This is a genomic window from Actinocorallia sp. A-T 12471 (genome assembly GCF_033875155.1).
In the GTDB taxonomy this organism is placed as follows: domain Bacteria; phylum Actinomycetota; class Actinomycetes; order Streptosporangiales; family Streptosporangiaceae; genus Actinocorallia.
Window position 1 is genome coordinate 41,867 of the sequence record NZ_JAWZTE010000009.1, and the last position, 25,863, is coordinate 67,729.

At 74.1% G+C, this 25,863-nt stretch carries 13 protein-coding genes and 1 pseudogene; 12 read left to right on the top strand and 2 right to left on the bottom strand.

Annotation, left to right across the window (positions count from 1 at the left end; translation table 11 throughout):
- The first annotated feature begins 90 nt into the window (after nucleotides 1-90).
- From R9X44_RS23555 to R9X44_RS23600, 10 genes are all read left to right on the top strand, one after another.
- Nucleotides 91-993, top strand: a complete 903-nt coding sequence (locus R9X44_RS23555) for an MEDS domain-containing protein (RefSeq protein WP_319816430.1) — start codon at nucleotides 91-93, stop codon at nucleotides 991-993.
- Nucleotides 994-1,181: 188 nt separating this feature from the next.
- Nucleotides 1,182-1,982: a class I SAM-dependent methyltransferase gene (locus tag R9X44_RS23560; protein WP_319816431.1), complete on the top strand. Its 801-nt coding sequence runs from the start codon at nucleotides 1,182-1,184 to the stop codon at nucleotides 1,980-1,982.
- A gap of 94 nt (nucleotides 1,983-2,076) precedes the next feature.
- The gene (locus tag R9X44_RS23565) at nucleotides 2,077-2,979 is read left to right on the top strand and encodes a DUF5996 family protein (protein ID WP_319816432.1); all 903 of its coding nucleotides are present in this window, start codon (nucleotides 2,077-2,079) and stop codon (nucleotides 2,977-2,979) included.
- 224 nt (nucleotides 2,980-3,203) lie between these two features.
- Nucleotides 3,204-4,064: a DUF4132 domain-containing protein gene (locus tag R9X44_RS23570; protein ID WP_319816433.1), complete on the top strand. Its 861-nt coding sequence runs from the start codon at nucleotides 3,204-3,206 to the stop codon at nucleotides 4,062-4,064.
- On the top strand, nucleotides 4,061-8,902 hold the full coding sequence (locus R9X44_RS23575; protein WP_319816434.1) for a DNA-binding protein: 4,842 nt from the start codon (nucleotides 4,061-4,063) through the stop codon (nucleotides 8,900-8,902). The genes R9X44_RS23570 and R9X44_RS23575 overlap by 4 nt, the downstream gene beginning before the upstream one ends.
- 193 nt (nucleotides 8,903-9,095) lie before the next feature.
- Nucleotides 9,096-9,956: a DUF4132 domain-containing protein gene (locus R9X44_RS23580; protein ID WP_319816435.1), complete on the top strand. Its 861-nt coding sequence runs from the start codon at nucleotides 9,096-9,098 to the stop codon at nucleotides 9,954-9,956.
- Nucleotides 9,953-14,752: a DNA-binding protein gene (locus tag R9X44_RS23585; protein WP_319816436.1), complete on the top strand. Its 4,800-nt coding sequence runs from the start codon at nucleotides 9,953-9,955 to the stop codon at nucleotides 14,750-14,752. Before R9X44_RS23580 ends, R9X44_RS23585 begins: the two co-directional genes overlap by 4 nt.
- A 25-nt stretch (nucleotides 14,753-14,777) precedes the next feature.
- Complete coding sequence (locus R9X44_RS23590) at nucleotides 14,778-15,920, top strand: ATP-binding protein (RefSeq protein ID WP_319816437.1); 1,143 nt, start codon at nucleotides 14,778-14,780, stop codon at nucleotides 15,918-15,920.
- A complete protein-coding gene (locus R9X44_RS23595) occupies nucleotides 15,917-19,399 on the top strand; it encodes a vWA domain-containing protein (protein WP_319816438.1) in 3,483 nt (1,160 codons plus the stop codon). The genes R9X44_RS23590 and R9X44_RS23595 overlap by 4 nt, the downstream gene beginning before the upstream one ends.
- Nucleotides 19,396-21,189, top strand: coding sequence for an SWIM zinc finger family protein (locus R9X44_RS23600; protein ID WP_319816439.1), 1,794 nt, complete (start codon nucleotides 19,396-19,398; stop codon nucleotides 21,187-21,189). Before R9X44_RS23595 ends, R9X44_RS23600 begins: the two co-directional genes overlap by 4 nt.
- Here R9X44_RS23600 and R9X44_RS23605 read toward each other — a convergent pair.
- Nucleotides 21,186-22,199, bottom strand: coding sequence for a YafY family protein (locus R9X44_RS23605; protein ID WP_319816440.1), 1,014 nt, complete (start codon nucleotides 22,197-22,199; stop codon nucleotides 21,186-21,188). The genes R9X44_RS23600 and R9X44_RS23605 overlap by 4 nt on opposite strands.
- 75 nt (nucleotides 22,200-22,274) lie before the next feature.
- Between R9X44_RS23605 and R9X44_RS23610 the strand changes: the two genes are divergently transcribed.
- A complete protein-coding gene (locus tag R9X44_RS23610; protein WP_319816630.1) occupies nucleotides 22,275-23,267 on the top strand; it encodes an ATP-binding cassette domain-containing protein in 993 nt (330 codons plus the stop codon).
- Between the two features lie 692 nt (nucleotides 23,268-23,959).
- Nucleotides 23,960-24,769 carry an ABC transporter permease gene (locus R9X44_RS23615; protein ID WP_319816441.1) on the top strand — a complete coding sequence of 270 codons (810 nt, stop codon included), beginning with the start codon at nucleotides 23,960-23,962 and terminating at the stop codon, nucleotides 24,767-24,769.
- Nucleotides 24,770-25,108: 339 nt separating this feature from the next.
- Here the strand turns inward: R9X44_RS23615 and R9X44_RS23620 are convergent.
- Nucleotides 25,109-25,831, bottom strand: a pseudogene (locus R9X44_RS23620) (LLM class flavin-dependent oxidoreductase); the annotation flags it as partial.
- Nucleotides 25,832-25,863 lie beyond the last annotated feature (32 nt).

A 25,863-nucleotide genomic window follows, 5' to 3' on the forward strand; every position in this document is an offset into this window, starting at 1 on the left:
CGGGACGCCCGGGGCATCGGCGTCCCGGGGGGCAGGGGAGTGCGGTTGGGGGCAGGCGTTGGGGGCAGGAGCGAGCATCGCGGGTCGGTCGTGACCGCGCAGGGGCTCAGGGAACGCCAGGTCTCCGACCTGCGCCACGGCGACCATCTGTGCCTTGCGTTCGCCGACGAGTCCGAACGCAGAGACGTCCTCACCAGCTATCTGTCTACCGGCCTTGAGCGCGGTGAGCGGCTGCTCTACTACGCCGAGCGCAGCGCGCCGGAGACCGTCACCGGGTGGCTGCGCGACGCGGGCGTCGACCCCGCCCCCGTCGTCGCCGACGGACGGCTCAAGATCGTCCCGGTCGCCGCGTCGCTGCTCGCGGCGGGCCGCTTCGACCCCGACGCCACCGTCGCCACGATCGAGCGCGAGGTCGCCGACAGCCTCGCCGCGGGCCACGCGGGCCTGCGGCTGACCGGCGAGATGGACTGGGCGCTGCGCGACGTGCCGGGCGCGGACGGCCTTCCCGACTTCGAGGAGCGGGTCGGCGCGCTCGTCGCGGGACGCCGCGCGACCGCGCTGTGCCAGTACGACGTGCGCAGGTTCGACGCCGACCGGCTGACCGTCGCCGACCGCGTCCACCCCGCCGCCGCGACGGTGCCCGCGCTGCACGAGGACGCGGTGCTCCAGCTCCACCCCGTGCTGCGCGACGGACGCCGTGAGCTGCGGGTCGCCGGGACCGTCGACTACCGCAACGTCGTGGTCCTCGCCGACGCGCTCTACAAGGCGGCGGGCTGGCCCGGCGACGTACGCCTCGACATGAGCGCGCTTGAGTTCATCGACCTCGCCGGGGTCCGCGCGATCGCGCAGTTCGCGTCATGGCTGGAGCCGGGACGCAAGCTGCGCGTCAACGACCTCGCGCCGCGGCTCTGCCACATGGTCCGGCTCGTCGGCTGGGACGAGGAGCCCTCCATCGTCGTACGGCCGAGCGGAGAGCGCCCCGCGCAGGAGTGACCGCGCAAGAGAGATCGCGCAAGAGACCCGCGCGAAGGGGACGACATAGCGGGGGAGAAGGCCCCGACACGGCTGAGTGGGGTTTGTGGTGACGAAGCCGCCAGCCCCGCGGCGCGGCGCGTCGCCCCTGGTAGAACCCCGGATGGGCCCGGTGAGCCGCCGGTCCCGTCGGCGGCTCGGGGGGCTTCGTGGAGTTCAAGAACAGGGCGTCTCTCGCCCACAAGGTCAGGTACGCGGTGAGCCATCCGCATCGGATCTCCGCCTACGCGCAGCGCTGGGCACGCGACTCCTGGCTGCGGATGACGACCGACGACCACGTCAGCTACTACCGGGCGGTGATGCGCTCGGATTCGGCGAAGAGCCCTGAGCAGGCCGTGGGGAGCGCGTCCCATGAGAGATGGCTTGCGCTCGGCGCCATGCAGTTCGACTACCTACTCGGCCACGGGCTCAGGCCCGAGCACCGGCTACTGGAGATCGGTTGCGGCAACCTGCGGGCGGGCTGGCGGTTCATCGAGTACCTGAACGAGGGCAACTACTACGGGATCGACATCTCCCCGGACATCCTGTTCGCCGCCCAGAAGGTGCTCGCCGCGCAGAAGCTGCAGGACAAGCTGCCGCGCCTGACGCCGGTCAGGTCGCTGGACTTCGCCTTCCTGCCGGACGGCCACTTCGACGTCGTCCACGCGCACAGCGTGTTCTCGCACTCGCCGCTGCCGGTCATCGACGAGTGCCTGGCGAACGTCGGACGGATCCTCGCCCCGGACGGCTTCTTCGACTTCACCTTCGACCGCACGACCGGCCCCGAGCACCAGGTGCTGCGTGAGGACTTCTACTACCGCACCGAGACCCTGACGGCCCTGGCCCGCCGGCACGGTCTCAGCGCGGTGTTCATGGACGACTGGGAGGCGCTCCCGCACAAGCAGTCGAAACTGCGCGTCTTCGTGTCCGCCGCCCGGGAGCACACACCCGACAGGTCGGGCGCTCGTTAGCGAATGGGCATGAAGGCTGCGAAGCCTGAGAAGTCTGTGAAGGCTGCGAAGTCCGTGAAGTTCGAGTCAGTCCGTGCAAGCAGAAGGAGGACCCATGGCGTCCGTCTGGCCGTCGCTGCCGATGGCCGAGTTCGAGCCGACCAAGAACGCGCTGATCCTGTGGACGCAGGTCGTCGGCAAGGTCCGCATCGCCCGCACGCCGCTGGTGAACCACTGGTGGAACGCGCCGCTGTACCTGACGCCGCGCGGTCTCACCACGTCGCTCATCCCCGGTGCGCCCGGCCGGAGCTTCGCGATCGACTTCGACTTCATGTCGGGGTCGCTGGACATCGCCGTCACCGACGGCTCGGGCCGCAGGATCGACCTCTCGGAGCAGCGTACGGTCGAGCAGTTCCACGCGCTGCTCATGGAGCTGCTCGACGAACTCGGCCTGCACACCGAGATCTGGCCCGTGCCTGTCGAGCTGGAGGTGGCCGTCCCGTTCCCCGACGATGACGAGCCGCGTGCCTACGACCCCGATCTCGCGCTGCGTTTCTGGCGGCTGCTTGTCGAGGTGCATCGGGTCTTCGTGGACTTCAGGTCGAGGTTCATCGGCAAGAACAGCCCCGTACACCTGTTCTGGGGCGCGCTCGACCTCGCGACGACAAGGTTCTCCGGCCGTACCGCGCCCCCGCACCCGGGCGGCGCGCCGAACTGCGGTCCGCACGTGATGCTCGAGGCGTACTCGCACGAGGTGAGCAGCGCCGGCTACTGGCCGGGCGGCGACGGCGAAGGCTTCTTCTACTCTTACGCCTACCCGGAGCCGGACGGCTATCGCGAGATGCCTGCGGGCGTTCCCGAGGCGCACTACGACGCGGAGCTCGGCGAGTTCGTCCTTCCGTACGAGGCGGTCCGCACGGCGGACGATCCCGACGCCAAGCTGCTGAGCTTCCTGCAGGCGACGTACGAGGCGGCGGCCATCCGCGCGGACTGGCCGCGCGCGGAACTGGAACGCTGACCCGCGCACCGTCACCCGAGCACAGGCAAGGCCCTCGCCGTCCGGCGGGGGCCTTCCGCATTATTCGCCGGGGCGACTTCTGGGTTCCGGCTGGTTTGTCACCCATGCCCGCTAAGTTCTGAACACCACAAACGGGAAGCCGCAGAGCTCCCGTTCTCTCCGGCGTCTCCCCCTGCCCGTGCGCGCGCGGGCGACGCCGTCACATGCATCAGGAGGTACCCCGCGTGGGTTGGGTGTCAGCGGGCGAGGGCTACGAGATAGCCCTCGTGGAGGGCAAGGTGGCCGTGCGCGCCACCACCGGGCGTTCGGCGGGTCGGCAGCTCAAGACGCTGCCGAAGGCGCTGCGCGACCACCCCGAGGTGGAGCGGCTGCGCGGCTTCGCCGAATGGCTCGACCGGCACGCCGCCGCGTGCGTCGCGCAGGTCGACGCCTGGATGGTGTCCTCCCTGCCGGTCCCGACCGCGCTCATCGGGCGGGTCTGGGCGGACGAGGCGTGGCGCGTCGCGCTGCGCGACCTCGCGGTGCTCGGCGACGACCCCGACGAGGTCGGCTTCCTGCGCGACGCGACCCCCGACGGCGAGCTGCGCGTGGTGAACCTCGACGGCGAGACCGTCAGGCTCGCGCCGGAGACCGTCACGCTGCCGCACCCGGTGCTGCTGCCCGACCTCGACGACCTGCGCGAGTTCGCCGCCGAGCTCGAGCTGACGCAGCGGGTCGAGCAGATCTACCGGACGACCTTCGCCAAGCCGGGGGACCTCGCCCCCGACGCCGTCGAGGAGAAGCGGTTCTCGGGCGGCAGTTACGGCTCACGGTTCCGGCTCGCGGCACGGGCGACTTCGCTGGGCTACAAGGTGTCGGGCGGATTCGCCTCGTGCGGCGCGCGCGACGGCGCCCAGACCCTGGACGCCACGATGTGGATCGGCGAGCCCTACTGGGACGGCGACGCCGAGACCGGCGCGCTCACCTTCCGCAACGCGGACGGCCGTGCCGTCAAGCTCGTGGAGGTCGGCCCGGTCGCGTGGTCTGAGGGAATGCGGATGGCTTCCGCGCTGTACGCGGGCCGGAACGTGGAGGAGAAGGCGTGAGCGCGGACAAGAACACGAGCACGGCGGAGCAGCTGCTGGCGGCGGGCGCGGTCCTGCCGCCCGGGGTCGAGGCGGAGGGCGCGGTGCCGATCGCGGCGCGCTCCTACGTCCACCCCGCCCTTGACGACCGGGTCGTCGTCCGCCTCGCCCCCGCCGACCTCGGCGCGGCCGAGGACCTCGCGGCGGGGTTCCTCGGGCTGGTGCTCGACGGCGAGCCCGCGATCGTCGGCGCGGGACCCCGGCAGACGCTCGGCTTCCCCGAGTGGGTCCTGGCGAACCACCCCGAAGACGGACACGCCGCCCTCGCCGTCGTGCCCGAGCTCGACCGCCTGTCCAAGCAGGCCAAGAACAAGCCGAAGGCGGCCATGGACGGCCTCGTGGCGCTCGGACAGCGCCTCGCGTCGTCGGTCCCGCACCTGCTGCCGACCTACTTCGAACGGGCCGGACGCGCCTTCCTGGCCGTCGAGAACGCCCAGTACGCGGGCCAGCTGTTCAGCCGCGCGCGCAGGGCCGAGGTCGAGCACGGCCTGGAGATCGACGAGGACCGCCTTGACGAGGTGTTCCTCGAGTACGCGCTGGCGGGCGCGCTCCCGGTGAAGACCCTTTCCGGCTACGCCAAGGAGCTGAGCGCGCGGGTCGAGCCGGCGGAGGCGCTGAGCCGTTACACGCGGCTGTGCGTGCGCCGCGCGTCCGGCGGGATGCCGCCGTCGGCGCAGATGGGCAACGACCTGCGCAGGCTGGCCCGCGAGGCGGGCGGCGACGCGCTGGAGACCGAGCTGGCGTACGTCGTGGAGATGCTCGAACTGCCCGCGACCGGCCGCGCGGGCGCTGGCTGGTGGAAGGCGCACCGGGCCGCGCTTGTCGAGCTGGCCCGGCGCGAGCCCGACGCGCGCCGCAGGCTGCTCGACCTGATGCCCGCCGCCGACGACGGAACCCTGTCGCGGCTGTGGCTCGACATCCTCGTGGAGTCCGGCGCGGCTGAGGGCCTGTACGCCGACGCGCCTGACGCGCCGCGTCCGAGCGACGGCTCCGCGGGTTGGCTACGCCGCTTCCTGGCCTTCCGCAGGCAGGGCTACCGGCAGCCGTCGCGCTACCTTGAGCTCGAGGAGCTCGTCACGCGGATGGCCGACCGGCTGCGCGCCGAACTCGCCGCCGACGGGACCGCCCTGCCGATCCCCGCCAGCCTCGACCTGCTCGATCTCATGCTGGAACTCGGCCTTCCGGTCACGGACCCCGGCCACCACCACACCCTCGCCATCGAGTCCTGGGCGGCCTCGGAGGACCGGCGCGACCTTCGCGCGCTCGGCGCGGACGAGCGCTTCCACCTTCCGGTGAAGGACTCCGCCGACGGGGTCGGCCCGGGCGAGGCCGCGACGCTCAAGGCGCTCGCGGCGGCCCCCGGCACCCGCGACCTGACCGCCGAGTGGGTCCGCGACGTCGCCGCGCGCTCGACCGCGACGGGCCTGCCGGGCCTCCCCTCCGCCCTGCACAGGCTGTCCTGGCTGCCCGGCGAGATCATGACCCTCGCCGAGGACGCCGTGCGCGCCGCCACGAAGGCCGACCTCGGGGACATCCTTGCGCGCACCCTGCGCGCCGGACTCTTCGACGAGCTGTCCTGGCCCGCGTTCGAGGACGCCGTCAATGAACTCGGCACGCGCGACAGCGCGCGGCACCTCACGATCGCCGAGGAGTGGCCCTACCTCGTCATCGCCAACAAGGCCAAGGCCATCGTCGTCGGCCTTGAGGGACGCGTCCTCGAACACGACCTGCGCACCCCGCCTGAGGCGACGGAGACGGGCTTCCACTATGTGGACGGCGACCTCCTCGTCTTCTGGGAGTCCAGCGGCACCGACGCCGTGCGCGGCTACTGGCTGAGCGACCCCGGCCGCGTCCTGCGCGTCGAGGGCGCGAGCGTGAACGAGCTGACCCTGAACTGGCACCGGGGCTATGAGCCGGTCACGTTCCCGCTGCCCGGGGGCGGGCGGGTCACCGCCAAGGGCGTGTTCCGCGCCGGCGACTCCGTGCTGCCCGGCGCAGCCGCCGAGATCGTCACGGACGGCCGCAACTACTGGATCGGGACCTACCGGAACGGCCCACGGCAGTGGGTCGAGTACGACCCGCAGAGCGGCGAGACGGGCCGTGACAGCGTCCCGGCCTTCCTCGCCGAGCACGCGGGCGGCCCGGACGACGGCGAGCCCGCCCGCGACGGGTGGCTGCTGCCGTTCCCCGGCCGGGGGCACACCCCGGTCGGCCCGGTCGTGGACGGCCTCATCGGCGTCCGCCTCATCCGCAAGGGCGGCGAGGTCAGGGCCGAGGACCTGTCCGGGAACACGTCGCTGTACTGCGGTTCGAGCTACCGTCCCGGCGTCCTGTACTTCCCGGGCGACGACAAGCCCCGGACCTTCGTACGCCAGTCGTGGCGGGTCGACCTGCACGACGCCGAAGGCGTCCACACCGCCCACGTCATCACCGACGGGCCCGCGGGCGACTACGCGCTCGGCACCGTCATCCTGCCGCCGCTGCGGTACTGGGCCCACCTGTCGGCCCGTGACGAGCGCGGGTCGGCGGCGCTGCGCCGGATCGACGCGGCGACGGCGTCGGCGCTGATCGAGGCGGTCGCCAAGGGCGGCGACGCGGCCGAGGCCGTACGGACCTTCCTGCCGGACGTCACCCACGAGGGCCTGATCACGGGCATCTGCGGCGTCACGCAGAAGGCGTCCGAACAGCGGGTCGTCCTTGACCAGACCGTACGGCGGCTGGAGCAGACCCTCAGCGGGGAGGCCGAGGACGAGTTCGAGGGGCCGACCGACCGGCCCATCCAGGAGGCGCTGAGCGGCCTCATCGACACCGGCCGCTACTGGAACGACGAGCAGCACGGCGTCACAGCCATCCTGCACAGGTACGCGTTCCTGGCGAACGGCAAGGAACCCGCCGTCGACGCGGGCGGCCTGCACCTCGACCAGAAGGCGCTTCCTCCCAGCCGCATAGAGGTCGCCACCCTCGTGGGGGCGAGGCGGGCCGCGACCTACCGCGCCCTGCTGTGGGCCACGGACGACGCCGCCCGCGGGACGCTGAGGTTCCTCAGCGAAGCGCTCGACAACGCGGGGCTCACCTTCGACGCCGCAGACCGGTGGCGTCAGGTCGCGTTCCGCCTGCCCAAGCCGTACACGCGGCTGCCCAACGGCGCGGTCCGCTCCGGCCACCGGCGCGGCGTCCTCCCGCTCGAAGGCGGTGCGTTCCTCGCCTTCGAGGACTGGGACAGCCAGGACTCCGGCGACGTCTTCAACGGCCTCTTCCACGACCCGCAGGGCCGCTTCGCGCCGCCCGCCCCGTACGAGGCGGTGTCGAGCGCCGAGCTGAAGGGCTGGTGGAACGGTCAGGCGCCGCCCGCCGCCTACTTCACGGAGCTCGACGCGCGGGGCCCGGCCCCCTGGTTCGCCGGGGCCGCCGAGGAGTTCGCCAGGCTCACCGGCACGACGTCGACCGTGGCCGCGCTCGTCGTCGCGGGCCTGCCGGGCCTCGACGACTACGAGCGCTCGTTCCTGCCCGCCGACGTCCGCAAGACCCTCGGCGTCAAGGTCGCCGAGGCCGCCGTGGCGCGCAACGAACTGCGGCAGCTGAAGCGTGAGGCGCGCGGCGCGCTCATCGGCGCGCTGCTGCCCGCCGACCCCGCCGCGCTGTGGACGAGCGGCCCCGACGTCGTCGCCGCGGCCGAGGTGTGGAACCGTCTGGTCGGCCGCAAGGTCGCGCTGCCCGAGGCGCTGCTGGCCGAGGCCGTCAAGGCCGTGCGTTACGGCTGGGACGCCGCGAAGGCCATGCGCGCCGTGCTCGACCCGGCGGCCTCCCCGCACCTGACGCGCGACCTCGAGTGGAAGATCGACGGCGACAAGGTCGCCCAGGCCGACAGCGGCGCGGAGGGCTTCACCAGCGCGGTGCTCAACGGGACCGTCGTCATGGCCGCGTGGCTCGCGCACCGGCTCCCTGCGGGCGACCCCTTGCGGGCCTCCCTCCCGGCGGCCCTTGAGGCGGTACACGCGCGGCTCGCCCACCCCGGGCTGATGCTCAGCTTCAGCAACTACTTCGACGTGACGGGCTTCCGCAAGGCGGCAGGCGCGCCCACCGAGGAGGGCGAAGGCTTCGTCCGGTACGGCGCGATCGTGCTGCCCACCCACGACTCGATGCCTTACCCGTCGATCAGGGTCGCGCTCCTCGACGAGGAGGGGGGAGACCCCTTCCTTCCGGCGCTCAGGTCGGCCGCGGGGAACCCGTTCCCCGTCGAACTCGCCCTGCGGCTCGCCAGGAGCGACGCGTTCGCCGCGCTGCTCGCCGACCCGGGAGACCCGGTGGAAGGCGAGCGGCTGAAGGACGGGACCTGGTACCCGCAGGACCCGTCGCGGTCGGTGCCCGACCTCGTCGCGGAGGTGTCCGAGGCGTACGGGCTGTCGGCCGACGCGGCGACCGTCTACCTGATGCTGCTGGCGATGCCCGACCCGACGGACCGCGACACCGCGCGCTGGACGGGCTGGAAGCCGGCGCGCATCAAGGCGGCGCGCGCCGAACTCGCCGCCACCGACCACGTCGTGGAGGCGCGCAGGGCGCGCGCGGGACGGACCCTGTTCCTGCCGGGCCCGTGGGTGGACGCCCGCGCCAAGCCGTCGCTCGAGGGCTGGAAGCAAGACCTGTACGAGATGGCGGCGGGCGGCGGCGCGCCGCTGAACGTCGTCGTGCCGACCGAGCCCGTCGCCGACCTCTACCGGCGCGCCTGGCGCAGGGTCGCCGACGGCGACGGTCCGCGCTTCGCCGACCTGAAGGTGCGCAAGGGCGGTCGCCGCAGGTGAGGCCGCACGCCGCCCGTCCGGTCCCGGCCGGGCGGGCGGCGTCGCGCGCGGTTTCGGTCGACCGCCGCGAACTGTCGGTGCCGACCGCTAGGTTCTGATCATGGCCGGGGGACGCCGGATTCGTCCCCCGGCCGCACCCCCCCTGGCCCGTCCCCCCCCGACGGGCCGAACGGCGAGAAGAGGTGAGGCGCGCGTGAGCTGGACGCCCGCGGGAGAGGACTACGAGGTCGCGCTCGTCGACGGCAGGATCGCCGCGCGCCGCGCCTCGGGAGGCACGCCGGGAAGGCCGCTGAAGACGCTGCCGAAGGCGCTGCGCGAGCACCCGGAGGTCGAGCGGCTGCGCGCGTTCGCCGACTGGCTTGAGCGGCACGACGCCGAGTGCGTCGCGAAGGTCGACGCCTGGATGATCTCCTCGCTCCCGGTCCCCGCGCCGCTGCTCGGCAGGGTCTGGGCCGACGAGTCCTGGCGCGCCGCCCTGCGCGACATGGCGGTGGTCGGCGACGATCCCGAGGACGTCGGGTTCCTGCGGGACGTCTCGGAATCGGGCGAACTGCGGGTGGTGAACCTTGACGGCGACACCGTCCGGCTCAGCGCCCGCGAGATCCGCGTGCCGCACCCCGTCCTGCTGCCCGACCTCGCCGAACTGCGCGCCTTCGCCGCCGAACTCGGCGTCACCCAGCGCGTCGAGCAGATCTACCGGGCGACGTGGACGCGCCCGGAAGACGAGCGGACGGGCACCGGCCTCCGGCTGTTCGCCGGGGCGCGCTACCGCTCGCGCTTCCGGCTCGCCGCGCGCGCCGCGAGCCTCGGCTACCGGGTGTCGGGCGGGTACGCGGCGTGCACGATCCGCGAGGGCGGCCGCACCCTTGAGGCCGCCCTGTGGATCGGCGCGCCCGGCTGGGACGTTCAGGAGGTCGAGACCGGCGCGCTGAGCTGGCGCGACGGAGGCGGCGGCGCGGTGCGGTTCGCCGAGGTCGGCCCGGTCGCCTGGTCGGAGGGCATGCGGATGGCTTCCGCGCTGTTCGCGGGCCGCGTCGTTGAGGAGGACAAGTGACCGACAAGGCGACGGAACCGCTCGAAGCCGGCGGATACCTGCATCCCGACACCGACGACCCCGGTGAGGGCGTGCCCGTCACGGCCCGCGTGTACCGCAGGCCGGGGCTTGCCGACCGCACGATCGTCAGGCTCGTCCCGGAGGAGACCGGGGAGGCCGAGGACGCGGCGGCCGCCTACCTCGGCATGGAACGCGTGGGCGAAGCCGAGGTCGTCGCTTACGGCGCGCGGGAACGGCTCGCCTTCCCCGAGTGGGTTCTCGTGCACCACCCTGAGGACGGCCACCACGCGCTCGCCCTGCTCCCGGAGATGGACCGGCTGTCCCGGCTCGCCCGCGCCAAGGCCAAGGTCGCGCTCGAAGGGTTCACCGCGCTCGGCGCGCGCATGGCGTCGTCGGTGCCGCACCTGCTGCCGACGTTCTTCGAGCGCGCCGCGCGCGAGTTCCTCGCCGCCGAGAAGCCCGATTTCGCCGCGCGGATGTTCGCCGCCGCGCGCAAGGCCGAGAGCGAACACGGCCTGCCCGTCGACCAGGACCGCGTGGACGACGTCTTCCTCGAGTTCGCCCTGGCCGGGGCGCTCCCGGCGCGGACCCTTTCCGAGTTCTCCAAAGAACTCGCCTTGCGTCTGCCCGCCGACGAGGCCCTTGCGCGGTTCGTCAGGCTCGCCACGCGGCGCGCGTCGGGCGGGCTGCCCCCGTCGTCGCCGATGGCCGCCGACCTCCGCCGCCTGGCCAAGGCCGCGTCCGGAGACGGCGCGGCGATCGAGCGCGACTACCTCGCCCAGATGCTGACGTACCCGGCCACCGGCCTGGCGTCGGAGGCGTGGTGGAAGGCGCACCTGCCCGCCCTCGTCGCGCTCGCGAAGGAGCGCCCCGAGACCCGTCGGGTGCTGCTCGGGCTCGTGCCGCACGAGCCCGACCTCGGCTTCCTGGAGTTCTGGCTCGACCTGCTCGTCCGGACGGGCGCGGCGGACCTGCTGCGCGACGGCTGCGCCGAGCCCGGCCCGGAAGACGGCGTCGTCGGATGGCTCGAACGCCTGCTCGCGGCACGGGGGACCGGCCACTGGGCGGTTCGGCGGGTCGCCGCGCTGGAAGACCTCCTCACGACGATGAGCGGCGGGCTGAAGGCCGAACTCGCCGAGCGCGGCGTCCCGCTCGCCGTCCCCTTGAGCGCCGACCTGCTCGATCTGCTGCTCGACCTCGGCGTGCCCGTCGCCGACCCCGGCCCGCGGTGGCGGATCAGCCTCAGCGGCTGGGCGGCGGGGCAGGACCGCCGCGACCTCGCCGCGCTGTCCGCCGATCCCCGCTTCGGCCCCGCCCTGCGCGGCGGCATGGCCGACCTGCTGATCGGCGGCAGGGCGGGGCATGAGGTCGTCGCCTCGGCCGAGGCACTGCGCTCCCACATACAGGACCATGTCCGGCATATCGCCTCCGACGTCGCGGCCGCGGGGCTTCCCCAGCTGAGGGCCGCGGTCGGCGAACTCGACAGGCTGCCCGCGGAGTTCAAACTGACCGCCGAGGACGAGGTGCGCGCCGCCCTCGCCACGGATGTCGTTGACCTCCTTGCCAGGACCCTGCGCGGCGGTGTCTTCGACGAGCTGTCCTGGCCCGCGTACGAGGACGCGCTGAACGAGCTGTACCCGTCCGGGCAACGCGGCGCGGCCACGGTCGCCGAGGAGTGGCCCTACCTCGTGGTGGCGAGCGGCCAGCGTGCCCTCGTCATCGACGGCTCCGGCGTCGTCCTCGACCACGACCTGCGCGTTCCGCGGCCGGTGCACCAGCTCGGGTTCCGGTACGTGGACGGCGCGCTGCTCGTCCAGTGGCGCACCGAGAGCGGCGGGCCGATCAGCGGGTACTGGCACACCAGGCCCGACCACGTCCTGCGGCTGGAGGGCGACTGGCTCAACGGCACGCCGCTGACGGAGCGTGCCACCTGGCAGCGGATCAGCCTCGAGGTGTCCGGCGGCGGGCGCGTCACCGGGGCCGGGGCGATCCACCGGGGCGACGCGCTCGCGCCCCGGAGCGCCGAGACCGCCTCGGACGGACGCGCGTACTGGGTGCGCCGTTACGTCGACAAACGCTTCGTCTGGCACGCACTCGACCCGCGCACGGGTGAGCCCGGCCAACCCGACATGCCGGCTTTCTTCGCCGAGCCCGGCGCGGCGTTCCGCTCGGGCTTCCTCGCGCCGTTCCCCGGCACCGGCACGACCCCGGTGGGCGCGGTGGTGAACGGGCTGCTCGGCCAGCGGACCGTCACCCTGCCCGACGGCACCGAACGCGGCGAGGACCTCGCGGGCAACGCCACCCCGGCCGTCAACGGGCACGGGTCACTGTGGCCGCTGTTCCTGCCCGGCGACCCAGCGCCGCGCGCCCTCGCCCGCGCGGTCAGCGTCTCCCGGACCAGCTACCGGCTCATCGGCCCGGACGGGCTGCTGCTCGCCGACACCGCGATGTCCGCGCTGTTCCGGGCCGGGAGCCAGGCGCTGCCCGTGCCGCACTACTGGGCGTACGCGCGGCCGCGTGATCCACGCGGTTCCGCCGCGTTGCGCCGGGTCGACCGCGCCCTCGCCGCAGGGCTGATCGACGGGGTCACCACCGTGGAGGACGTCGTCCGGAGGGTGACCGCCGCCCTGCCGGAGATCACACACGAGGGGCTGCACGCGGGCGTCGTCGGCGTCGTCAGGGCCGCCGTGGCGGGCCGTGACTTGCTCGCCGAGGCGCGCGAGCGGCTTGCGGCGAGCCGGAAGCGCGAGCCCGTCGTCGCGGCGGCCGCGGATCCGCCGGACTCGCCGAAGGACGACGCGGTGTTCCGGGCCGTCGACGGGCTGCTGGACAACACGCGCGTCCACTGGGGCAGCTCACAGAGCCTCGGTACCACGAGCCTGCTGTGGCACCTTGCCTGGCTGCGCGCGGGCGCGCCGACGCCCGACGGGCCCGTGCGGCAGGTCGAGCTGCATCAGCAGTTCCTCGACCTGTCCACCGCCGTCGAGGCGCACGCCGCGCTCGTGCTGCGCGCCGCGTCCGGGATCACGCCCGAGCCCATGCGGACGGCCCTGCACGAACTGCTCGGCCTGCTGGATCGGGCGGGTCTCGCGGAACCGGAGCCCGACGCCTGGCGCTACCTGCGGCTGCGCCTGCACGACAGGCCGGACAGGGCGACCAACCACTGCCGGGGGATCGTGCTCGAAGGCGGCGCGTTCCTCGCGATCGTGGCGCAGGGCGGCATCTACTACCAGCGCCCGATCGAGCTCACGGCGCTGTATTACGACCCGTCCGGGCGGTTCGTCGTGCCCGCGCCCTACGAGGTCGCCGAGGAACGTCCCCTTGCCGCCGAATCCTGTGGTGTGCCCGTCAGCGGGGCCCTTGCGCTGCTGGAAGCCAACGGGCCGGTCCCGTGGAACCCCGCGCACGTCGAGGAGTTCGCCCGGCTCACCGGGGCCACCCCGACGACGTCGGCGCTCGTGGTGTCGGGGCTGCTCGACCTGTCCGACGGTCGCCGCTCGGAGCTGCCGGAGGAGGTGCGCAAGACCCTCCGCGTCAAGATCGCCGAGGTGCGGGCGGCGCAGGAGCAGCTGCGCAGGCTGCCGGGAAAGGCGCGGCGCGAGCTCGTCGGCGCGCTGCTGCCCGCCGACCCCGCGCGGCTGTGGACCGACGGCCTTGACGTCGCGAAGGCCGCCGAGGTGTGGAACCGCGCGGTACCGCGCCGGGCGGCGGTCCCCGAGGCGCTGATCGCCGAGGCCGTCAAGGAGTCGGCGGTCCACAACGTCCAGGAACGGCTGCGGGGACTGCTCGACGCCGCCGACTATCCGCCGCTTTCGCTCGACAGCGAGTTCCGGCCTGGCACCCAATCGTTCGAGCCGTTCGAGTTCGAGGCGTTCACCGCGAGCGTGCTGAACTCCGTGGTCCCGCTGATCGCGTGGACGGCGCACCGGCTGCCCGTGGGAGACCCGCTCAGGGCGCGGCTGCCCGCCGCGCTCGAGGCCGTCCGCGCCCGCCTCGCCAACCCCGGGCTCGTCCTCAGCGCCCCCGGCTCGGTGTGGAGGGACGAGTTCCGGGAGGCCGCGGGGACGCCGCAGGAGGAGGGCGACGGCTGGGAACGGTACGGCGCGGTCCTCCTCCTCACCGGCAGCAGCTTCAACCGGCCCGGCGTGAAGGTCGCGCTGCTCGACGAGAACGGCGACGAACCCCACCTGGCGCTGCTGCGCGACGCGCTGGGCCTTCCGCTCGCCTTGGAGGTCGCCTTGCGCGTCGCACGCGACCCCCGCTTCGCCGCGCTGCTCACCGACCCGGGGGACCCGGTGGAGGGCGAGCGGCTCAAGGACGGGACCTGGTACCCGCAGGACCCCTCACGGTCCGTCCCTGACCTCGTCAGGGAGGTCGCCAAGGCACACGGGCTGTCGGAGGACGCGGCGGCCGTCTACCTGATGCTGCTCGCCATGCCGGACCCGACCGACCGCAACACCGCGCGCTGGACGGGCTGGAAGCCCGCCCGGATCAAGGCCGCGCGCGCCGAGCTCGCCGCCACCGAGCTCGTCACCGAGGCCCGCAGGACCAAGGCGGGGAGGACCCTCTTCCTGCCCGGCCCGTGGACCGCGGGGCGCGGCCCCAAGGTCCCCATGGAGTCATGGAAGCACCCCCTGTACCCCCTGTCCGACGACGGCACGGCCCCGCTCACCACGGTCGTCCCGACCGAGCCCGTCGCCGACCTGTACCGGCGCGCGTGGCGGCGGATCGCCGAAGGCGACGTGCCGCGCTACGGCGACCTCGAGCTCCCGCGCCAGCCGCGCCGCCGCCGCTGAACCCCCTACCCCCGAGAGGAAACCCATGACGACCCAAGCGCCCGCCCGGCAGATCCTGCCGGCCGAGGAGCGGTACGCCGAGGAACTCGCCTTCCTCGCCGCCTACGACACCGGGGCGCGCCCGCCTGGCTGGGCCCTCACGCCCCGCGCCGTCGTCACGTTCGTGTGCGGCAGCGGCGAGCCGCTGGTGCTTTCGTCGGCCTCGCCCGGCCTGCCCGACAAGCTGGAGATCGCCCCGAAGTTCGTCGGCGAGCGCGCCCTCGTGGAGCGCTGCGTCGTCACCCTCGCCGGGGAACGCGGCCTGCTGCTCGTCGGCGAGCCGGGCACCGCCAAGTCGATGCTGTCGGAGCTGCTCGCGGCGGCCGTCAGCGGCACGAGCGCCCTCACCGTCCAGGGCACCGCGGGCACCACCGAGGACGCCTTCCGGTACGGCTGGAACTACGCGCTTCTGCTCGCGCAGGGCCCGTCGCGCAACGCCCTCGTGGACTCGCCGGTGCTCACCGCCATGCGCAGCGGCAGGGTGGCCCGCGTCGAGGAGGTCACCCGCTGCCTTCCCGAGGTCCAGGACGCGCTCGTGTCGATCCTTTCGGACCGCCGGGTGAGCGTGCCCGAACTCGCCGGAACCGACGACGCCATCGTCGCGGCCGCCCAGGGCTTCACCGTCATCGGCACCGCCAACCTGCGCGACAGGGGCGTGTCGGAGATGTCGGCCGCGCTCAAGCGGCGGTTCAACTTCGAGACGGTCGAGCCCATCGGCGACCCGGCCGCCGAGACCGCGCTCGTCCGCCGTCAGGCGACCGGTGCCGTCGAGCGGGCCGGGGCCTCCTTCGGGGTCGACGCCTCGGTCCTCGACGCGCTCGTCACCGTCTTCCGCGACCTGCGCGCCGGACGGTCGGCCGAGGGCTGGGACGTGGAGCGGCCGGGCACCGTCATGTCCACGGCCGAGGCGGTCCAGGTGGCCGCGTCCCTGGCGATCGCGACCGCCTACCTGCCCGCCGGCGACGTCGTCGACCTGCTGCCGGGCCACCTGCTCGGCGTCGTGCGCAAGGACGACCCCGCCGACCACGACAGGCTGCTCGGCTACTGGGACGGCCCGGTCCGCCGCCGCGCCGAGGAGGGCTCCGCCCTGTGGCGTCGCCTGTGGGACCTGCGGGAGACCCTGCGTTGACCGCCGAACCGCGCGCGGCAGTCGAGGCGCTCGCCGGGGGCGCGCGCCCGTACCTGCTGGGGGTGCGGCACCACAGCCCGGCCCTCGCGGCGGTGGTCCCCGCGCTGCTCGAGGCGGCGGCCCCCGACGTCGTCTGCGTCGAGCTGCCCGCCGACTTCCAGCCGTGGCTGACGCATCTGGCCGCCCCCGGCACCGTCGCGCCCGTCGCCCTGGCCGGGGCGCAGAGCGACGGCGGCCTCGGCTTCTACCCCTTCGCCGACTTCTCTCCCGAGCTCGCGGCGCTGCGCTGGGCGCGCGAGCACGGCGTGCCCGTCCTGTGCTGCGACCTTCCGCTGGGCGACCCCGGCTGGTCGGCGGGCGAACGGCACGGGTCGTCCGCCCGCCGTTACGCCGACGGCCTCCAGGCGACGGCCACCGGCCGCGAAGGCGACGACATGTGGGACCGCTCGGTAGAAGTCTTCGCCCCCGGTTGCTCCCCCGAGGAGGTAAGGCGGGCTGCCCTTGCCGTCGGGTGGGCGCTGCGCGCAGACGCCGAGGAGGGGGAGGTCTCGGCAGTCGACCTCGCCCGTGAGGCGCACATGCGGGCCGTCCTGCGGCACGCGGTCTCCGACGGACGCCGTGTCGTCGCCGTCGTCGGGTCGTTCCACGCTGCGGCCCTCACCGAGGAGGCTTGCGCGGGGGACACGGCGACGTTCGACCCCGCCGCCGAGCGACCGGGCGAGGGCGCGACCACGTCACTCGTGCCGTACGCGTTCGACCTTCTCGACTCGCGCTCCGGCTATCCGGCGGGCATCCGCGACCCGCGCTGGCAGCAGGCCGTCTACCTCGCCGGAGGAGACCCGGGCGCGCTGCGCGACGCGGCGGCCCGCGCGATCACCGACGTGTGCCGGGCGCTGCGCGGCGCGGGCCACCCCGCGGGCACCGGCGAGGCCGCCGAGACCCTGCGGGTCGCCGAAGACCTCGCCGCGCTGCGCGGGCTGCCCGCGCCGGGGCGCGGCGAGCTCGTCGAGGCCGTCACGACGGTGCTCGGTCAGGGCGAGACCCTCGGGCGCGGCCGCGCCCTCGCCAAGGCCCTGGAGACAGTCCTCGTCGGCGCGGAAAGGGGCAGGACGGCCCCGGGCACCCCGCGCTCGGGCCTCGGCCCGTCGGTGGAGGCCGAGCTGAAGGCGCTGCGCCTGCCGGGGCCGCACGAGCCCGAGTCGCGCGAGATCAGGCTCGACCCGCTGCGGTCCGACCTCGACCGCCGCCGCGAGATCCTGCTCCAGCGTCTCGACGTCTGTGGCGTCGGCTACGCGCGCGCGCTTGAGGTCTCGGGAACCGGCGACGCGTCAGCCCTCACCACCAAATGGCGGATGACCTGGACGCCGTCGGTTGCCGCCCGCCTCGACCTCGCGGGCGTGCGCGGAGTGACCGCCGCCCAGGCCGCCGCAGGCACCCTCGCGGAGGCACATCGCAGGCAGTCCGCCGAAGGAGGCGCGACGAGCGCCGCAGTCCTTAGCGGACTTGAGGCCGCCGCAAGGTGCGATCTTCCGGAGCTCGTTGAGGTACGGCTCGCCGAGGCGGGCGAGGTGCTTCCGGCGTCGGCGACGCTGCCCGAGCTGATCGGCGGACTCGACCTCACCGAGGGGCTGCGGCGCGGCCACCTGCCCGGCGCGACAGAGCCGCTGCGCGAACGCGCGACCGCGCTCGCCGAGGTGCTGCTGGAGACCGCCGTGCAGGCCCTGCCCGGCCTCGCGGGCGGCGACCGGCCCGAGGACGCGGCGGCCGTCGTGGAACTCGCCGTCCGGGCCGCAGAACACCGGCTCGGCCTGCGCATGCGCGCGGCGCTCGACCACCTGGCCCGCGAAGGCTCCCCGCTGATGCAGGGCGTCGCCCTGGCCGTCCGGGTGCTGCTCGAACTCGAGGACGCGCCCGCGCTCGGCGCGCGCGTCGCGGGCTGGGTCGACGGCGCGACCGCGCCGGAAGGCAGGCGGTCGCTCGCGCGGCGGCTGCGCGGCCTGCTGACGGCGGCGGGACCGCTGCTGCAGAGCGCGTCGGCGGCGCTCGACCCGCTGATGGAACGGATCGAGGAGCTGCCCGACAAGGCGTTCCTCGACCGGCTGCCCGCCCTGCGCGACGGCTTCGAGGCGCTGACCCCCGCCGCGCGCGGACGGCTGCTCGACACCGTCGCCGAGCGGCTCGGCGACCGCGTCATGACCGACCTCGACGCGCCAGCCGAGCTCCTCGCCCGGTGGACCGCCGCCGACGTGACGGCCATGTCCGCGCTCCGGTCACTCGGCCTCGCCCTCCCCGAGACGGCTTCCGCGCCGGATGAGGCGGTTGAAGGCGACGACGTCAAGGAGACCGAAGCCAAGCCCGTCACAGGGATTCAGCCCGCCGACCGGTGGAGGCTCCTGCTCGGCAGACAGAGCGAGAAGCTTCCCGACCACCTCCGCCGTCATGCGCGCGCGCTGGACGAGCTGTACGGGGCCGGTAAGGGCGAGGGCGCGTCCGACTTCGCCCCCGCGGGCGGAGGAGCGGGCAACGAGGAGTCCTTCCCGACGGCACGCGAGTGGGCCGACGAGCTCGAGGCGCTGTTCGGCGCTGAGGTGCGCGAGGAGGTGCTGGGCGAGGCCGTCGACCTCGGCCGCACCGACGTCGTCGCGCAGCTCGACCCGGCGTCCGTGCGGCCGTCGGTCGAACTGCTGACCTCGGTGCTGAACCTCGCGGGAGGCATGCCCGAGCAGCAGCTCGCCAAGCTGCGCCCGCTCGTGCGCAGGCTCGTGGACGAACTGGCCAAGGAGATGGCGACAAGGCTGCGGCCCGCCCTCACCGGCCTGGCCAGCCCGCGCCCGACCCGGCGTCCCGGCGGGCCGCTCGACCTCCCGCGCACCCTGCGCGCCAACCTCGCGCACGCCCGCACCCGCGAGGACGGGACGACCATCGTCATCCCCGAGAAGCCGGTGTTCGCCACGAGGACCCGCACCGAGTCCGACTGGCGGCTCATCCTCGTCGTCGACGTCTCCGGCTCGATGGAGGCGTCGGTCATCTGGTCCGCGCTCACGGCCGCCGTCCTCGGCGGGGTGCCCACCCTCTCGACGCACTTCCTGGCGTTCTCCACCCACGTCATCGACCTCACCGACAGGGTCGCCGACCCGCTGTCGCTGCTGCTCGAGGTGCGCGTCGGCGGCGGCACCCACATCGCGGCGGGGCTCGCGCACGCGCGCAGCCTCGTCACCGTGCCGAGCCGGACCCTTGTGGTGACCGTCAGCGACTTCGAGGAGGGCGCGCCCCTTTCCGCGCTCCTCGGCGAGGTGCGCGCGCTCACGTCGTCCGGCGTCCACCTGCTGGGCTGCGCCGCCCTGGACGACACGGGCAAACCGCGCTACTCCCTGCCCGTCGCCCGGCAGCTCGCCGCCGCCGGGATGCCCGTGGCAGCCCTCAGCCCGCTCGCGCTGGCCCGCTGGGTCGGCGAACGCCTTCGCGGAGACACCCGATGACCGATTCCCCGCTCCCTCCCGCCGCCCCCGGCGTCGTCGCGGAAGCCGTCGAGGCGCTGACGACGCGGCTGCGCAAGAAGCTCGACGCGGCGGTGGCGCAGTACGCGGCGTTCCCTGTGGCGTCGGACGGCGACGGCGTCGTCCGGATCGTCTGCGGGGAGGACACGACGGTCACCTTGCGGCCGGGGCCTACGGGCGTCGTGGCGGACGCGTCACAGGCGGAGTGCTCGTGCCTGCTGTCGCCGCGCTGCCTGCACCGGGCCGCCGTGCTCAGCCTGTGCCCGGTCGTTGAGGCCGTGGAGGCTCCGGCCAGTACGCCTGAGGTAGCCGAGTCGCCTAAGGAGGAGGCTGCCGCCGCGCCCGTTGCGGAGCCGCCCTCCGCCCGGCAGGTACGCGCGGCGCACGACCTCTTCCGCGCCGCCGCGACGATCCTCGCCGCCGGGGTCCCGGCGGCGGGGGCCGTGCCGCAGGCCGAGCTGCTGCGCGCCGCGCACACCGCGCGCGTCGCGGGGCTGCACCGGGCCGAGGCCGCCGCGCTGCGCGTCGTGCGGGGGCTGCGGTCGGCCCGCGCGCGCTATGACGGGCACCGCCTTGGCGATCTCGTTACGGCGTTGCGTGAACTGCTGCTCACGAGCGCGCTCCTTGCCGAGGCGCACCCCGATCCCGCGCTCGTCGGCACCGCGAGGCGCGCCTACCGGCCGGGCGGGAGCCTGCGCCTGCAGGGCGTCTTCCGGGAGCCGGTGGTCAGCGCGACCGGGTACGGCGGCGTCGTCACGCACCTGATCGGGCCGGACGGGGCCTGGTACGACCTCGGGGACGTGCGGCCCGGCGGGGTGGCGCGGGCGCGCAGCGCGGGCACCGCCGCCGTCGAGCTCGCGGGCGGGGTCCTGGACCACGCTCGGCTCGCGCGGACCGGCGTGCTCGTCACCGGCGCGACGGTCTCGCACGACGGCCGCCTCGGCGCGGGCAAGGGCGTGCGCGCCACCGAGGTGCAGGGCGACGGCTGGGACACGCCAGGACTTTTCGGACGGACCCTCGCCGAGTGCGTCGCGGAACGGCTCGGCGGCTCCGACGCCGCCGACCCGGAGGACGCCGAGCGGCGCGCCCGCACCCCGCTCGGCTGCGACCTGGTGATCCTCGGCCCGGACGGCGACCACGTCCTGGCCAGGGAGGAGCTGCCGGACGGCGCGCCGGGCACGGTCGTGCGGCTGCTGCCCGCGCAGCGCAGCCCGGAACTCGGCCACCTGGAGAACCTGCGCAGGATCGGCGACCATCCGGGGCTGCGGCTGCGCGTCGTCGCGCGGATCGAGCCGGGACGCGCCTCGGCGCTCGTGCCCCTGGCGGTCGCCCCCGCGCCGTCCGGGGAGGCGACCTTGACGCTGCCCAAGGAGTGGGAGGGCCACGCCGACCTCGGCTACGACCGTCTCCAGGGCAGGCACTTCCCCGCCGAGCTGCCCGAGCCGCCCTTCGGCGCGCCGCCTGCGGACCCGCTGGCCGACTCGCCTCTGTGGCGTATACGCCGCCTGGTAGAACTCGCCGTCTCCGGCGGCCGCAGGGCAACGGCCCAATCCCTGCGCGGAGACGCCGACCCCTCCCGGCTGCGCCGTACGGGCTTCCCGGGCGCGGCGACCCTGGCGGCTTCCCTCGCCGAGGAGGCCGACCGACGCCCACGCGACGCCTTCGGCCGCCTCACCGACCCCGACCCCGCCCCCTTCGCCCGCGCCTGGCTAGCCTCCGCCGTCCACCTCCACCTAGCCGAACGCACCCTAACCCGCACAGCCTGGAGCTAACCCTCCGCGCCCCCGCCCGCGAGCGGCGCGGGGGCGTCGAGGTGGGTCAGGGAGGTTTCGGCGGCGGCGAGCATGCGGGTGGCGTGGTCGCGGAGGAACTCGAGGTAGGCGCGGTCGGCTTCGATCTCGTAGGAGACGCCCTCGGGGATCCATACGAGGGCGGTGGTCATCGTGCGGTGGTCGTCGCCGCCGAACGGCCACGACGTGCGGGCGGCGTCGACCGCGACGGCGTTGCGGCCCCACGGGCCGAAGTGGGACAGCGTCTCCTCAAGCGTCATGTCGAGGATCGCGCTCGCGGTCTGCCTGACCTGGTAGGACGTCGACGCCATGACGAACTCGGCGGCGTCCTCCTCGGACAGCTCACGCGGCTCGGTCCGCACGCCCGTGCCGACGAGCTCGCTGATCCGGTCCACCCGGAAGGTGCGCCACGCCTCGCGGCCGAGATCCCACGCGACGAGGAACCACTTGCGGTCGCCCGACCGCAGCGAGTGCGGCTCGACATGCCGACGCGTCTCGTCGCCGTTCGCCGCGGTGTAGGCGAACCTGACCCGCTCGTGGTCGCGGCAGGCCAGCGCGAGCGCGCCGAGCAGCTCCGACGGCACGGGCCCGCCGCGCGGCGCGCGCGGCTCGATCGAGCGGCCGAGCGCGTTGACCCGCTCGCGCACCGCGGGCGGCAGCACCTGCTCGAACTTCGCCAGCGCGCTGAGCGCGGTGTTCTCCCCGTCGACGATCCCCGTCGCGGCCGCGACCCGCAGGCCGACGGCGACCGTCACGGCCTCGTCGTCGGTCAGCAGCAGCGGCGGCATGCGGGTGCCGGCCGCGAGCCGGTAGCCGCCGCCGAGGCCCGGCGTGGACTCGATCTCGTAGCCGAGCTCGCGCAACGCGTCGACGCGGCGGCGCACCGACCGCGTGGTGACGCCGAGGCGGGCGGCGAGTTCCTCGCCCGGCCACCACCGGTGCGCCTGGAGCAGGGTCAGAAGGCTCAGTGTCCGTGCGGTGCTCTCTCCCATGTCCCTCAGATTAGGCGTCATCGAGGACGTGAAGCGTCCGCGTCTCTTCCTACTGTTGCCGGCATGGACACACCGATCATCACGGCCCGTGGGCTCAGCAGGACCTTCACCGTCGCGCGGGCCACCGTCACCGCGGTCGAGGGGCTCGACCTCGACGTCGCGGAAGGGGAGCTCGTGGCGTTCCTCGGGCCGAACGGCGCGGGGAAATCCACGACGATCAAGATGCTGACGACGCTGCTGCCCGCCACGTCGGGCACCGCGACCGTCGCCGGGCACGACGTGTCCGCGCAGCGGGCCGCGGTGCGCCGCGCGATCGGGTACGTCGGCCAGGGCAACAGCGCCGGGCACAACCAGCGCGTTCGCGACGAACTGCTCAGCCAGGGCGCGTTCTACGGGCTGTCCGGCCGGGAGTCCGCGCGCCGCGCCGACGAGCTGATCGACTCGCTCGACCTCGCGGCGCTGGTGAAGCGGCCCGTGTCGGGGCTGAGCGGCGGCCAGAAGCGGCGCGTCGACATCGCGCTCGGGCTGATCCACCGGCCGCGCGTGCTGTTCCTCGACGAGCCGTCGACCGGCCTCGACCCGCAGAGCCGCGCGAACCTGTGGCAGCACATCCTCGACCTGCGCCGCTCCCACGGCACGACGGTCTTCCTCACGACCCACTACCTCGAGGAAGCCGACCAGTACGCGGAGCGGGTCCTGGTGATGGACCACGGCCGCGTCATCGCCGACGACAGCGCCGACCGGCTGAAGGCCGAACTCGCCGGCGACACCCTCACGATCGGCTTCGGCACGCCCGAGGACGCCGAGGCCGCCGCGCCCGTCATCGGCAAGCTGACCGCGCGCACCCCCGAACGCGTCGACCCGCTGACCCTCCGCGTCTCCGCGGACTCCGCGGCCCCCCTCGTCCCGGAACTCACCCGCGCCCTCGACGCCGCCGCGGCCCCGCCGCACCGGATCGCCCTCCGCGAACCCACCCTCGACGACGTCTTCCTCGCCCTCACCGGCCGCACCCTCCGCGACACCGGCGACACATCCCCCACAACCCCAGAACCCGCCCCAACCCCCTAACCCGCGCCCCCGTCCCGCAACCCCCGAGCCCCCGTCCCGCAACCCCCGAGCCCACGTGCCGCAATCCCCGAGTCCGCAGGCCGCGACCCCTGAGCCCGCGTAACAGGCGTTAGGGCGCCCGCGACGGAGGAGCCCGCGCGACCGCGTCACACGCGTCCGACGCGGGCCCGGGAGGGCGTAGCGCACGGCCGGGAAGCCCCGGAGCACGTGAAGCACGGTCGGAACCGCGATCCGGCGGTCCGCGCGACGCGACCCCTGAGCCACGCACGACCGCGTGGCGCACGCCCGGGAAGCCCCCGAGTGCGTCAAGCGCGGCCGGAACCGCGACCCGGCGGTCCGCGCGACGCGACCCCTGAGCCGCGCATGACCGCGTAGCGCACGCCCGGGGGAGCCACGGAGTGCGTGAAGCGTGGTCGGAACCGCGATCCGGTGGTCCGCGCGACGTGTGCCCGCGCGACGCGACCCCTGGGCCGCGCACGACCGCGTAGCGCACGCCCGGGGAGCCCCGGAGTGCGTGAAGGGCGGTTGGAACCGCGGTCCGGTGGTCCGCGCGACGGGTGCCCGCGTGTCGCGGCCCCTGGGCCGCGCACGGCCGCGTGGCGCACGCCCGGGTGCCGTGTTGCGGGGGCCGGGAGTTTGATCTTGTTCTTGTCTTCGGCGTCGCTTGCGACGCCCGGTGTGAAGGAGTCCTTATGTCTGTCGCCTCTGTCGCCTCTGTCGCCTCTGTCGCCTCTGTTGCCGTGGTGCGGGAAAGGCCGTTGCGGGACACGTGGCACGTGTTCGTGCGGGAGATGCGGCCCGTGCTGCGCGACCCGTTCTCGCTGATCTTCAGCCTGCTGCAGCCGCTGGTGTTCCTCGGGCTGTTCGGGCCGCTGCTCGTCGGGTCGGCGGGCGGGACCGCCGCCGACACGCTCGTCTGGTTCGTGCCGGGCATCCTCGTGATGACCGTGCTGTTCGGGGCCGGCGCGACGGGTTCGAACCTGCTGTTCGAGGCGCAGACCGGGTCGCACGAGCGCACGCTCGTCGCGCCGATCTCCCGGTCGGCGCTGCTGGTGGGCCGCGCGCTGAAGGAGATCGCCCCGATCATCGTCCAGTCCGCGCTGATCGTCGCGGTGGCCCTGCCCTTCGGCTACCGCGCCGACCCGCTCGGCCTCCTCGCCGGTTTTGTCCTGCTCGCCCTGTTCGGCGTGGGCCTGGGCAGCCTCAGCTATACCCTCGCCATGGCGAGCCGCAAGACCGACTGGATGTTCTGGGCGGTCCAGCAGTCCCTCATCTTCCCCCTCATGATCCTGTCCGGCATGCTCCTCCCGCTGGACGACGGCCCCGCCTGGATGCGCACCGCCGCCTCGATCAACCCCATCAGCCACATCGTCACCGCCGAACGCGCCCTCCTGGCCGGCGACGTCCTCACCACCAAGGTCCTCTACGGCTTCACCGCCGGCCTCGCCCTCGCCGCCGTCGGCCTCCTCGTCGGCATCCGCGCCATGCGCCGCCAGTCCTGACCCCGCACCCCAGGACGAGCCCGGCCACACCGGGCTCGTCCTGCCGCGGCATAAGGACGGGGACCAGCCGAGGGCGGGAGCGAGGCGTTCCGCCATGTCGGTGAGGATCTGGATGTAGTCCTCGTGGGCGAAGGTGAACGGGAGCGCGAAGGCGACCTCGTCGACTTCGGCGAAGGCGGGGTCGGCGGCCAGGCGTTCGGCGAGGTCGGCGGAGTGCCCCACGAGGTCGGGCGCGAACATCATGCGGGCCGGGCCCTGCGGCGACCTGGTCCGTGGCGTGCGGGCCTCGGCATAGGCGGCGTACTTGGCGCGCTGGGCCGCCGTCGCGGTGTCGGTGGGGATGACGACCAGCCCCTGCGAGACGCGGGCGGCCTCCCCGTCGGGATGGGCCGCGCGGAAGGCGCGGATGTGGGAGAGCTGGATCGCCGAGAAGTCCTCGGACTCCTCGGCCCGCACGACGCTGCTCGTGAGCAGGTTCATCGCGTTCTCGCCCGCCCACCTGGCCGACCGCAGGCTCCCGCCGCCGTACCACAGCCGCGAGGCGAGCCCCGGCGAATGCGGCTGCACCCGGTCGGAGAAGACCTCGAACCCCTGCGTACCGCCCGTGCCGAGCGGCTTCTCCCCGCGCACCAGGTCGAGGAACCTGCTCACCCGCTCATAACTGAAGTCCTCGATCTCGGCGGTATCCGGATACAGCGCCTCCTTGACGCTCTCCCACCGCATCGGCGGCCCGACGCTGACGCCCGGGTTCAACCGCCCCCCGGACAATACGTCGACCGTCGCCAGGTCCTCCGCGAGCCGAAGCGGGTTCTCCCACCCGAGCGGGATCACCGCGGTCCCCAACGCGATCCGGCTCGTCCGCTGCGACGCCGCCGCCAACACCGCCACCGGCGACGAGATCCCGTACTGCAGATGCCGGTGCCGCACCCACGCACTGTCGAACCCCAGCCGTTCCCCCAGCTCGATGATCTCCAGCGTCGCCTCATGCCCCGCCCGGGGATCATCCCCGTCGAACAACCCGATCGTCAGAAACCCTAGCTTCCGCAGCCTGCGCCCGCTCATCTCCAGCCCTCCCCGCCAGCAGCGAACCCCCG